The 12332-nt window shown below is 63.8% G+C and carries 10 protein-coding genes; 6 read left to right on the top strand and 4 right to left on the bottom strand.

Annotated features, from left to right (window positions below; genetic code table 11):
* The first annotated feature begins 105 nt into the window (after positions 1 to 105).
* From M1D34_RS21055 to M1D34_RS21030, 6 genes are all read left to right on the top strand, one after another.
* Positions 106 to 495, top strand: coding sequence for a RidA family protein (locus M1D34_RS21055; protein ID WP_010975679.1), 390 nt, complete (start codon positions 106 to 108; stop codon positions 493 to 495).
* A gap of 20 nt (positions 496 to 515) precedes the next feature.
* Positions 516 to 1379 (top strand): MurR/RpiR family transcriptional regulator, encoded by an 864-nt coding sequence (locus M1D34_RS21050; RefSeq protein ID WP_498784233.1) that lies wholly within the window; start codon positions 516 to 518, stop codon positions 1377 to 1379.
* A gap of 19 nt (positions 1380 to 1398) precedes the next feature.
* The gene (locus tag M1D34_RS21045; protein ID WP_498784231.1) at positions 1399 to 2175 is read left to right on the top strand and encodes an SDR family oxidoreductase; all 777 of its coding nucleotides are present in this window, start codon (positions 1399 to 1401) and stop codon (positions 2173 to 2175) included.
* 23 nt (positions 2176 to 2198) lie between these two features.
* Positions 2199 to 4118: a beta-N-acetylhexosaminidase gene (locus M1D34_RS21040; RefSeq protein WP_498784229.1), complete on the top strand. Its 1920-nt coding sequence runs from the start codon at positions 2199 to 2201 to the stop codon at positions 4116 to 4118.
* A gap of 8 nt (positions 4119 to 4126) precedes the next feature.
* Positions 4127 to 5560 (top strand): M81 family metallopeptidase, encoded by a 1434-nt coding sequence (locus M1D34_RS21035; RefSeq protein ID WP_498784227.1) that lies wholly within the window; start codon positions 4127 to 4129, stop codon positions 5558 to 5560.
* Positions 5561 to 5632: 72 nt separating this feature from the next.
* The gene (locus M1D34_RS21030) at positions 5633 to 6847 is read left to right on the top strand and encodes an MFS transporter (RefSeq protein WP_498784225.1); all 1215 of its coding nucleotides are present in this window, start codon (positions 5633 to 5635) and stop codon (positions 6845 to 6847) included.
* 207 nt (positions 6848 to 7054) lie between these two features.
* Here the strand turns inward: M1D34_RS21030 and hutU are convergent, their stop codons facing one another.
* From hutU to hutI, 4 genes are read right to left on the bottom strand one after another with little or no spacing between them, the layout of a single operon-like run.
* The gene (gene hutU / locus M1D34_RS21025) at positions 7055 to 8728 is read right to left on the bottom strand and encodes a urocanate hydratase (RefSeq protein ID WP_498784324.1); all 1674 of its coding nucleotides are present in this window, start codon (positions 8726 to 8728) and stop codon (positions 7055 to 7057) included.
* 2 nt (positions 8729 to 8730) lie between these two features.
* Positions 8731 to 9546, bottom strand: a complete 816-nt coding sequence (gene hutG, locus M1D34_RS21020) for an N-formylglutamate deformylase (protein ID WP_498784223.1) — start codon at positions 9544 to 9546, stop codon at positions 8731 to 8733.
* Between the two features lies 1 nt (position 9547).
* Positions 9548 to 11083 carry a histidine ammonia-lyase gene (hutH, locus tag M1D34_RS21015; protein ID WP_498784221.1) on the bottom strand — a complete coding sequence of 512 codons (1536 nt, stop codon included), beginning with the start codon at positions 11081 to 11083 and terminating at the stop codon, positions 9548 to 9550.
* Positions 11080 to 12327 carry an imidazolonepropionase gene (gene hutI / locus M1D34_RS21010; RefSeq protein ID WP_013850714.1) on the bottom strand — a complete coding sequence of 416 codons (1248 nt, stop codon included), beginning with the start codon at positions 12325 to 12327 and terminating at the stop codon, positions 11080 to 11082. The genes hutH and hutI overlap by 4 nt, the downstream gene beginning before the upstream one ends.
* Positions 12328 to 12332 lie beyond the last annotated feature (5 nt).

Raw genomic sequence — 12332 nt, 5'->3', positions numbered from 1 at the left:
AGTATTGAAATTCTTTTCATAAATGTCGATTTTCACTGGCCAAATTCCGCGTTCTATGGTCATTTGTCAACGGATAAAGAAAATAATTTGCAGAATGGGTCCTCGATGTCGATCAAGCGCTATGGTGCCGAACAGGTTGGCGCAGGCGGAAAAACATTGCCTTTCGCACGTGCCGTGGAGGCGGGGGGCTGGCTCCATGTCTCCGGTCAGGTCGCGATGGAAAACGGCGAGATCATCGGCGGCAACATCGTCGCCCAGACGCACAAGGCGATCGGCAATCTTCTGGCCATCTTGAAAGAGGCCGGTTACGGTGTCGAGCACGTGGTGAGAGTTGGCGTCTGGCTGGACGATCCGCGCGATTTCTGGAGCTTCAACCGGATCTATCAGGATTATTTCGGAGCTCATCCGCCGGCGCGCGCCTGCGTACAGTCCTCCATGATGGTCGATTGCAAGGTGGAGATCGATTGCGTGGCCTATAAGCCGAAGGACGCCTGAAAGGGGAAGGGCGCCGTTCGATGGATATTTTCGCGACACTACAAGAAGAGAAGGGGCGGTTATCCCAATCGGAGAACCGCATCGCCGATATCCTGCTCAACGATTTCGAGTTTGCGGTGAACGCTTCGATCATCGAGCTTGCCGGCAAGGCCGACGTTTCGCCGCCGACGGTCACGCGCTTCTGCCGGCGCCTCGGCTGCGAGAGCTTTTCCGATTTCAAGGTGCAGCTGGCACGCACACCCTATGTCGGCATGCGCTACCTGAAGCCCGAGCCGAAGAGCCAGGAGCCCGGCGATGTGGCGCAGGACATCATCACCAAGGCGCAGAATGCGCTCTTCCTGCTGCACCGTTCGCTCGACCTTGCAGCGATCGAGCGGGCAGCCGACCGGCTGGCGCAAGCGGAAATGATCTATGCCTTCGGTTCGGGAGGCAACTCCTCGATGATCGCCGGGGAGTTCCAGAACCGTCTCTTCCGCCTGGGATTGCGCATCACCGCGAGTTCCGATCACAGCATGCAGATGATGATGGCGGCGGCCGCACGGCCTGCCGACGTTATTGTCGGCTCCTCCTTTTCGGGACGCAATGCGGAGATGGTGCGCGCCTTCACGCTTGCGCGCGAGGCCAAGGTGCCGACGATCGCGCTTACCCAGAGCGGCAGTCCGGTCGCGCAGGCCGCCGATATCACCGTGCCGGTCAACCTGCCGGAAGGAAACAACATCTATCGTCCGACCTCCACCCGTATCGCCTACATCGCACTGCTCGATATCGTCGCGAGCCTCGTCGCCTACCGCGTCCAGCCGCAGGCGACGGTGACGCTCAGGCGCATCAAGCAGCAGCTGGTGGTGCACAGGGATGGCGACGACCGACAGCTCCTCGGAGACTGACGTGCCAGAAGGAACGCCGATGCCGAAATCCGTAGCGATCGTCACAGGTGCCGCCGGCGACATCGGCCGCGCCATCGCCGCGCGCATGGGCGACGGACACGACACCGTTCTCGTAGCCGACATCAACACTGAGGCGGCGGAGAGGACGGCGCGTGAACTCGGCGGAACGGAGCGCTTCCTGGCCGTTTCCTGCGATGTGACGGACGTCGCAAGCGTGGCCGCAATGGCGCAGACTGCCGCCTCCGTCGGCACCGTGCGCACCCTCGTGAACAATGCGGGTGCCGCCCGAGCGGTCAGCCTGCACGACACCACGCAGGATATTTGGCGCATGGACAATGCACTCAACCTCGAAGCGCCCTTTCTCTGTTTCCGGGCTGTCGAGGAAATGCTGAAAGAGAGCCGGGGTTCGGTCGTCAACATCGCCTCGGTGAACGGCATGAATGTTTTCGGCCATCCGGCCTATAGCGCCGCCAAGGCGGGCCTTCTGCACCTGACGCGACTGATCGCCGTCGAATACGGCAAGTTCGGCATCCGCGCGAATGCGGTGGCGCCGGCCACGGTGCGCACGCAGGCCTGGGAGGCACGCGCAGCCGCCAATCCGCAGGTCTTCGAGGAGGCGAAGCGCTGGTATCCCCTGCAGCGTATCGTCGACCCGAAGGACGTCGCCGAAGCGGTGCATTTCCTTGCCAGCCCCGCCGCCGGAGCCATCTCCGGCATCTGCCTGCCGGTCGACTGTGGGTTGACCGCAGGACAGGCGGAAGTCGCGCGGACCTTCTCGCAATCGATGCACTACTGACAAATCCACCTGGGAGGATGTTCATGCTGCCGGTTCTCTATCGCCTCGAATCTGCCTGGCAACCGGATGGCGGCCCGTTCGGGCGCTTCACCTTCAGCCTCTTCAATCTATCGGGCGGGCCGCTCAGCGCCTTCCGGCTGGTCTACACCTCGCTCACCCGCGTCATTGACCGAGCCGCTTGCGAAAACGCCGTTTTCCTGCGCCGCAACGCCAATTTTCATGAATTCGCGCCGCCCGAAGGACTGACGCTCGCCCATGGCGACCACTGGACGTTCACCGTCAGTGGTCTGCACCGCGAGGCGAAGCATTGCACCGACGGGGCAAAATCGGCCTATCTGACCCTCGCCGATGGCAGCCATGTTCCCGTGGCGGTCTCCGATCTGCGTCTCGAAGGCGCTGCGAGCGAGCTGCCGCCGGTGCGTCTTCCCAAAGGCCGGCTCGAGCTTCCTTTCGCGCTGCAGCCCTGGCCTGCCGAGATCGACGCGGCGCCTGGAGCAGCGGTACCGGACGTCCTCTATCCCGCAGCAGGAAGCAATGCGGACGAGGTCGATGCCGTCTCCAACGTCCTCGCGCTCTTCCATCGGCTGTTTTCGGCCGGACACGCTCCCTTCAGTCTTGCCCCGTCCCCGCAAGGGCTGCCGATCGTCTTCAAGAAAAAAGGGGAACTCGAAGGCGAAGCCTACGGGCTTGCCTTTTCCGATCGGGAGATCCGGCTTGACTATGGAGCGGCGGCCGGCAGGCAATATGCCCTGACGACGCTCGCGCAGTTGATCGACGGCGCGCGAAACCACGGAGGCGAATTCAGGTTTCCCGCCACCGGCGCAATTGCGGATCGGCCACGCTATGGCTGGCGCGGCTGTCATCTCGATGTCTCGCGGCAATTCTACCCGACGGCCGACATCGTGCGGCTCATCGATATTCTCGCTTGGTTCAAGCTCAACATCTTCCACTGGCACCTGACCGACGACGAAGCCTGGCGGCTGGAGATCAAGACCTATCCGACGCTGACGACGCTCGGCGTCATGCGCGGTCCGGACGAACCTATGCTGCCTCAACTCGGCAACGGCGCCGAACCGGTCGGCGGCTTCTACAGCCACGCGGACGTGAAGGCGATCGTCGCGCATGCCGCTGCGCTCAGCATCGAAGTCGTCCCGGAGATCGACATACCCGGCCACAGCACTGCCACGCTCGTCGCGCTTCCCGAACTCTCCGATGGCCAGGAGGCGCCGGAGAGCTACCACTCGGTCCAGGGCTATCCGAACAATGCCCTCAACCCGGCCATCCCGCTCACCTATGAATTCCTAGAGAAGGTGTTCGACGAAATGGTCGAGCTCTTTCCCAGCCGGTATATCCATGTCGGCGGGGACGAGGTGGCCGACGGCTCATGGCTCGCGTCACCGCTGGCGCGAAAGCTCATGGAGCAGGAAGGGATTTCCGGCACCTTCGCGCTGCAGTCCTATTTCCTCAAGAAGGTGAAACAGATGCTGACGGCGCGCGGGCGCAAACTCGTTGGCTGGAACGAGGTCGCGCATGGCGGCGGCGTTGGAACCGAGGGCACGCTGCTGATGGCCTGGGAGAACCCGAAAGTCGGCATCGAGCTTGCGCGCGAAGGCTACGACGTCGTGATGACCCCGGGTCAGGCCTATTATCTCGACATGGCCCAGGCGGATGCGTGGCAGGAGCCCGGCGCGAGCTGGGCCGGCACGGCGACGCCGGCCCACACCTATGCCTATGAGGCGGAAGGAGAGTTCCCGGAAGAGCTGAAGAGCCGGATGAAGGGAGTCCAGGCCTGCATCTGGTCCGAGCATTTCCTGTCGCGCGGTTATTTCAACCGCCTCGTCTTTCCCCGGCTGCCGGCAATCGCCGAGGCGGCCTGGACCCCGAAGGACAAGAAGGATTGGCTGCGCTTTGCCGCGATCGCGCCCTTGAGCCCCATTCTGTGAGTTGAGCCATGCGTGTCGCCGTCGGTGGAATCCATACGGAATGCAGCACCTATTCGCCCGTATTGATGACGGTCGAAGATTTCGGGGTGTTGAGGGGAGAGGACCTCTTGTGGTCGGATTATTTCGGCTTCCTGAGTGCCGAAGGGATAAACCACCTTCCGCTCCTGCATGCACGGGCCGTCCCCGGCGGCCCCGTTTCGCGCCCGGCCTATGACGCCTTCAAGACCGAGTTCCTGGCGCGGCTGAAAGCCGCGCTCCCTCTCGACGGGCTCTATCTCGCCATGCACGGCGCGATCAAGGTCGACGGGATGGACGACGCCGAGGGCGACTGGATCTCCGCCGCCCGCGCCGTCATCGGCCCCGATTGCCCGCTTGCCGTCAGCTATGATCTCCATGGCAATGTCAGTCAGCGGATCATCGATCAGATCGATATCTTCGCGGCCTACCGGACCGCGCCGCATATCGATACGCGCGAGACCATGGTGCGCGCATGGTCGATGCTGGTGGAGGCGCTTCGTTCCAGGAAGCGACCCGGTGTCGCCTGGGCACGGGTGCCGCTTCTCCTTCCCGGAGAACGTACTTCGACGGAGGACGAGCCGGCGGCGAGCCTCTATCGCGTCCTGCCTGAATTCGACAAGCGGCCCGGCATCCTCGACGCCAATCTGATGGTGGGCTACGTCTGGGCCGACGAGCCCAGAGCGACCGCCTGCTCCGTCGTCACCGGCTCGGACAAGGCCACTGCTTCGAAGGCGGCTGAGGAAATCGCTGCAAACTATTGGCAGCAAAGGGACAACTTTCATTTCGGATCGCTCACCGGATCGCTGGCCGACATGCTCGACATCGCCGAGCGGGCGACCACGGCGCCCGTAATCCTCGCCGATTCCGGCGACAACCCCACGGGTGGCGGCGTCGGTGACCGGGCGGATGTGTTGATTGCACTTCTCGAGCGTGGCTGGCGCGATGCGTTGATCGCCGGCATTGCCGATCGGCCGGCCGTCGAAGCCTGTTTCCTGACCGGCGCGGGCGGAACGCTGACGTTGCGGATCGGCGGCAGTCTCGACCCGTCGAGCCCGTCCGCAGAGGTCGAGGCCAAAGTGGTGCGTCTGGATGATCCGGGACCGGTTGCCGAGCGGCAGGCGGTGGTTCAGGTCGGGGGCATAGTGGTCGTGTTGTCGGCGCGACGCCGCCCCTATCATAACATAGAGGACTTTGCCCGCCTCGATCTCCACCCGGGGACCGCGCGGCTGCTCGTCGTCAAGTCCGGTTATCTCTCGCCGGAGCTTGCGCCGATCGCCAATCCGAACCTGATGGCGCTGACGAACGGCGTCGTCAATCAGGATATCGAGAAGCTGGAAAGCCTGCACCGGCAGCGGCCGATCTTCCCCTTCGACCGCGATTTCGAGTTTCACCCCAGCGCCAGCCTGTCCGCTCGCTGGACCTGAGATTGTAGACCCGCCCCGAGTCTCCGGGCGGGTTTCGTCAAGACGTTCCCCTTCCGCGGACTTTGCCCCCTCATGTCTTCCCCGCTGTTGATCGCCATGCGCAATCCGGTCATCCGGACAAGCATGATCGCCATCGTTCTGTTCGGCTTTTCGGGGGCCGCGACGTCGCCCTACCAATCGGTCGTCGGCATCACCGAACTGGGATTGAGCGACGGGTTCTATTCGGCGCTGATCTTCGCAGCGGCACTGGTCAATGTTGCGGTCAGCGTGGCTGTCGGCATCGTCGCCGACCGCGTCGGCAATTACCGGACGCTGATGCTGGCGGTCATTCTCTGCGGGGTTGTCGGTTACGGGTCGGTTTATCTGCTGCCGACGAAGGGAAGCTTCGTACTTGCGGCCCTCATGCTGTTGCCCGTTCACGGCGCACTCAATCCGCTGCTCTTCGCCTATGTCCGCACGGCTGCGAAAGACATGGGCGGCAGGCATGCGGCTGCCGTCAATTCCGGCATTCGTGCAGCCATATCGCTTTCCTGGGTATTGGTTCCCGGACTGGTCGGATTGGTGCTGTCGGCGCGCGGCAGCATGCTGCCGGCCTATCTTCTGGCAAGCCTCGGCTGTCTCGCCAATTTCGTGCTTGTCCTGCGGCTGCTGCCGGAAAAGACGGGCGTGGACGGTGCTTTGGGCAAACGCCTCTCGTTTCTCGCGTCCTTCGGCGAGATATTCTCGCTGCGCGTTCTGGCGCGGCTGCTCGCCATCGCCCTGATCTCGTCAATGCTGCACGTCACTGCGGCGGTGTTGCCGCTGATCGTCACCGGCGCAGCCGGCGGCAAGGTGAGCGACATCGGCATCATCGTCGGTATCGTCGCTTTTCTGGAGGTGGTGTTCATCGTGGTCTGGGGACGTATCCAGTACCGGCTCAGCCATATCGATGCGCTTGCGCTCGGCACGGCAATCTATGTCGTGAACATGGCCCTGCTCGGGCTTTCGACCGAGCGCTGGCACATTTATGCGTTGACGCTCATCAGCGCTTTCGGCGCAGCGGCGCTGATCAGCATCCCGATCACCTATCTGCAGGAACTGATCGCGGACCGGCCCGGTCTGGGCAGTTCGCTGATTTCGGTGAACGTCTTCCTGGGCGCGGGATTCGGCGCCGCTCTTTTTGCGCTCGGAACGCGCATCAGCGACTATTCGGGAACCGCGCTTCTAAGCTCGCTTGCGGGCGTCGCCGGGCTCTTGCTGTTGCTTTTCCTGGATGGCGACCCCCGAGGAAAAGCGTCTGCGTCCTGAAGAAGACAGATGCTGCTCGGCCTCATCTTCAACCACCCCTCATTCCTGTGCCTGTCACAGGAATCGAGCCAGCCCAAGTTCTTGGGCTGGAAAGGCTCTTCCGCGCCGCAGACGCGGCGCTGCTCCCCATCCCTGTGACGAGCACAGGGATTGGGGCGGAGGGGTGCGGTACTGACTGTGTTCACTGAAACTGCATAGCGACCAAGATCACTCGCCCAATATGCCCGGCAGGCGCAGGCCCTTTTCACGAGCGCAGTCTACCGCAATGTCATAGCCTGCATCGGCGTGGCGCATGACGCCCGTTGCCGGGTCGTTCCACAGGACCCGTTCGATGCGGCGCGCCGCATCGTCCGTACCGTCGCAGCAGATCACCATGCCGGAATGCTGCGAGAAGCCCATGCCGACGCCGCCGCCGTGGTGCAGCGACACCCAGGTTGCGCCGGAGGCGGTGTTGAGAAGCGCGTTCAGCAGCGGCCAGTCGGAGACCGCGTCGGAGCCGTCCTTCATCGCCTCGGTCTCGCGGTTCGGCGAGGCGACGGAGCCGGAATCGAGGTGATCGCGGCCGATGACGATGGGGGCCTTCAGTTCGCCGCTGCGCACCATTTCATTGAAGGCGAGGCCGAGGCGGTGACGATCGCCGAGTCCGACCCAGCAGATGCGTGCGGGCAGGCCCTGGAAAGCGATGCGCTCGCGCGCCATGTCGAGCCAGTTGTGCAGGTGCTTGTTGTCCGGCAGCAGCTCCTTCACCTTCCGGTCGGTCTTGTAAATGTCTTCCGGATCGCCGGAGAGCGCCGCCCAACGGAACGGGCCGATGCCCCTGCAGAACAGCGGACGGATATAGGCCGGCACGAAGCCGGGGAAATCGAAGGCGCGCTCGAGACCTTCGTCCTTGGCCACCTGGCGGATGTTGTTGCCGTAGTCGAGGGTCGGGACGCCGGAATCCCAGAAGGCGAGCATCGCCTCGACATGGTCGCGCATCGAGGCGCGGGCGGCCTTCTCGACAGCCTTCGGGTCGCTCTCGCGCTTGGCCTTCCATTCGGCCATCGTCCAGCCCTTCGGCAGATAGCCGTTGATCGGATCATGCGCCGAGGTCTGGTCCGTGACCATATCGGGGCGGATGCCGCGACGGACCATTTCCGGGAGGATATCGGCTGCATTGCCGAGCAGGCCGACCGATTTCGCCTCGCCGGCTTTCGTCCAGCGCTCGATCGTTTCCATGGCTTCTTCGAGCGTCTCGGCCTTCTCATCGAGATACCGGGTGCGCAGGCGGAAATCGATCGAGTCCGGGTTGCATTCGACGGCGAGGCAGCAGGCGCCGGCCATGACGGCGGCGAGCGGCTGGGCACCACCCATGCCGCCGAGGCCGCCCGTCAGGATCCACTTGCCTTTCAGGTTGCCGCCGTAATGCTGGCGGCCGGCCTCGACGAAGGTCTCATAGGTGCCCTGGACGATGCCTTGCGTGCCGATATAGATCCACGAGCCGGCGGTCATCTGGCCGTACATGGCAAGACCCTTCTTATCCAGCTCGTTGAAATGATCCCAGGTCGCCCAGTGCGGCACGAGATTGGAGTTGGCGATCAGCACGCGCGGAGCGTCCCTGTGCGTGCGGAAGACGCCGACCGGCTTGCCGGACTGGACGAGGAGGGTCTCGTCTTCGTTGAGGTCCTTCAGTGCCGCGACGATGCGGTCGAAATCGGCCCAGGTGCGGGCTGCGCGGCCGATGCCGCCATAGACGACGAGCTCGTGCGGATTTTCGGCGACATCAGGGTCGAGATTGTTCATCAGCATGCGGAGCGGCGCTTCCGTCAGCCAGCTCTTGGCGCTGATCTCGGTGCCGCGCGGGCTGCGCACTTCGCGAATATTGTGGCGCGGATTGTTCATGTTCATGCCTCGCTCCCTGTCCTTTTGAGCTCTTTAGCGACTGTTTCGATGCGTTCCAGAATGGCTTTCAGCGGACGGCGTAGCCTGTCGGCTTTCGCCCTGTCCAAAGCGAAGGGCGGTGCTTCCGTCGCCAGATGCGTCGATTGCGCCAGTTCCATCTGGATCGCGTGCACGCCCTGTTCCGGGCGGCCATAGTGACGGGTCGTCCACCCACCCTTGAAACGGCCATTGAGGATATGGCTGTAACCGTCTGCTCCGGCTGCGATTTCTGCGGCTGCCCGTTCAATTTCAGTGGCGCAGGTCTTTCCCATATCGGTGCCGATATTGAAGTCCGGCAGCCGGCCTTCGAAGAGGAAGGGAATATGCGAGCGGATAGAATGGCAATCGTAAAGCACGGCCACGCCGTGGATCGCCTTGACACGCGCGATCTCTGCGGCGAGCGCCGCGTGATAGGGCGCATGGAATTCGCGCAGGCGCTCTGCTATGTCGGCCTCCGTTGGGCCTTTGCCTTCTTTCCAGATAGACAGACCATCGAAATCGGTTTCGGGCACGAGCCCGGTGGTGTTCTGGCCGGGATAGAGGCTGACGCCTGCAGGATCGCGATTGGCATCTATGACGTAGCGGTGAAAGGTCGCGCGAACCGCGGTCGCGTCCGGCAGAAGACCTTGGTAGAGATCGTGGATGTGCCAGTCCGTGTCGGCGAGGATGCGGCCATTGTCGTTGAGCCGTTCCCGGATCGAGGCAGGCACGTCGGTGCCCGTGTGCGGAAAGCCGAGGATGACGGGCGAGCTGCCCTGCCGGACTTCGAAGACGGCCATGTCAGTTCTCCAGTTTCGGAAGAATGCCCGCGGAGACGGCGGCAGCCAACCGGCCCGACGCGACGAGATCGCCCGCGGCCTTGAGGTCGTCGGCCATGTAGCGGTCTTCCTCGATACTGGAGGAGACGCTGCGCACGGCTGCGGCAGCCTTTTGAAGTTCCGGGCTGGTGGTGAGCGGGGCGCGGAACTCGATGCCCTGCACTGCGGCGAGCGCCTCGATGCCGATGATCGAAAACAGGTTTTCCGTCATCTGCAAAAGCCGGCGCGCACCGTGGCAGGCCATGGACACGTGGTCTTCCTGGTTCGCCGAGGTCGGCGTCGAGTCGACGGAGGCCGGATGGGAGAGCTGCTTGTTTTCCGACATCAGCGCCGCCGAAGTGACCTCGGCGATCATCAGTCCGGAGTTGAGGCCCGGCTTCTTGGCCAGAAAGGGCGGCAGGCCGTAGCTGAGCGCAGGGTCGACCAGAAGGGCGATGCGGCGCTGGGAAATGGCGCCGATTTCGCACACCGCGAGCGCGATCTGGTCGGCGGCAAATGCGACCGGTTCGGCATGGAAGTTGCCTCCGGAAACGACGGAATTGTCCGAAAGCACCAGCGGATTGTCGGTGACGGCATTGGCTTCGATCGTCAACGTGGCTGCGACGGAGCGCAGGAGATCGAGGCAGGCGCCATCGACCTGCGGCTGGCAGCGGATGCAATAGGGGTCCTGAACCCGCTCGTCGCCCTCGATATGGCTCTGGCGAATTGGGGAGCCGGTCAGCAGCTGCCGCAAGGCGGCGGCCGTGTCGATCTGGCCTTTGTGGCCGCGCAGCGTGTGGATATCCGGATGGAAGGGGGCGGAAGAGCCCATGGCCGCATCGGTCGAAAGGGCGCCGGTGATGAGGGCGGCCTGGCCGGCGCGGTGCGCGCGGAAGAGCCCGGCAAGGGCGAGAGCCGTGGAGACCTGCGTACCGTTGATCAGCGCCAGGCCTTCCTTGGCAGCAAGCGTTACCGGCGAGAGCCCCGCCGCCTTCAATGCAGCGTCGCCTTTCATGCGTTCGCCGGCAAAGAAGGCTTCGCCATGACCCATCATCACGGCGGCCATATGGGCAAGCGGCGCCAGGTCGCCGGAAGCGCCGACCGAGCCTTTTTCGGGAATGAGCGGGATCACGCCTTTGTCCAGCATCGCTTCGATCAGCCGGACGAGCTCCAGCCGAACGCCGGAGGCGCCGCGGCCGAGCGAGATCAGCTTGAGCGCCATGATCAGGCGCACGATGTTCTCCGTGAGCGGCTGGCCCACGCCGCAGCAGTGCGAGAGGATCAGATTGCGCTGCAACGTCGCCACGTCGGAGCTGTCGATCTTGATCGAGGCCAGTTTGCCGAAGCCCGTGTTGATGCCGTAGACCGGCGCATTGCCCGCCACGATCTCGGCGATCCGCGCTGCGGCCTTGGCAATGCCGGCATCGAAGGCGGCATCGAGGCGCGCCGGTGCGCCGATCCAGTAGATCGTTTCGAGGTCACTGAGCGGAACGGAGCCGGGCCTGAGAATGACGGTCATCGGAGAATCCTTTCACCCTTGAAGATCCGCTCCCGAAGGGGATTGAAACCGATGCGGTAGATCAATTCCGCCGGTTGATCGATGTTCCAGATGGCAAGATCCGCAGACTTGCCGGCTTCGATCGTGCCGGTCTCTCCGAGGATCCCGAGCGCACGGGCGGCCTCACGGGTAACGCCTGCGAGGCATTCCTCCAGCGTCAGGCGGAAAAGCGTCGCGGACATGTTCAAGGTGAGGAGCAGCGAGGTCAGCGGCGAAGTGCCGGGGTTGCAATCGGTAGCGATGGCGATGCGCGTTCCGGCTTCTCGGAGTGCTTCGACAGGCGGAAGCTGCTTTTCCCGGAGGGTGTAGAAAGCCCCGGGCAGGAGGACGGCGACCGTACCGGCCTTCGCCATGGCGGCGGCTCCCGCAGCGTCGAGATATTCGAGGTGGTCGGCCGAGAGAGCGCCGTAGGAAGCAGCGAGCTTCGCGCCGCCGAGATCGGAAAGCTGTTCGGCGTGAAGCTTCACGGGCAGGCCGAGCGACTTCGCCCTGTCGAAGACCGAAGCGATTTCCGCCGGTGAAAAGGCTATGCCTTCACAGAATCCGTCGACGGCGTCGGCGAGCCCTTCGGCGTGAGCTGCGGTGAGGCCCGGCAGGACGACTTCGGCGATGTAGTCGCCGTTGCGTCCGCGAAATTCCGGCGGGGTCGCATGGGCTGCGAGATAACTGGTGACGATGCGCACCGGGCGCAGGCTTTCCAGCCGGCGGGCGGCGCGCAGCATCTTGAGTTCGGCCTCGACGTTGAGACCGTAGCCCGACTTGACCTCGACGGTGGACACGCCTTCGGCGAGAAGGGTGTCGAGCCGTGGAAGTGCGGCCTCCACGAGTGCCTCGACGGAAAGGGCGTTGGTTGCCTCGACGGTCGAAGCGATGCCGCCTCCGGCACGCGCGATCTCCTCATAGGTCGCGCCTTCGAGGCGGAGCTGGAACTCCCGGGCGCGGTTGCCGCCATGAACGATATGCGTGTGGCAGTCGATCAGCGCCGGGGTGACCCAGCGGCCTTCGCAATCGAAGACCTGGTCGGCGCGAGCAAGCTCCGAAGGCAGACCGGCTTCGGGACCGGCATAGACGATCCGCTCGCCGCGAACGGCGATAACGCCGTCTTCGATGATCCCGAGTGGGCCCAGCTCCTCACGAAGTGTGGCAAGGCGTGCATTGCGCCAGAGGCTGGTTCTGGCAGGATTTGGGTTTTCGTTTCCGTCCATAGGTA

The organism is Ensifer sp. D2-11, assembly GCF_054161295.1.
Note: the sequence above shows the minus strand (reverse complement) of the source record. Positions and strands in the feature narration are given on the sequence as shown.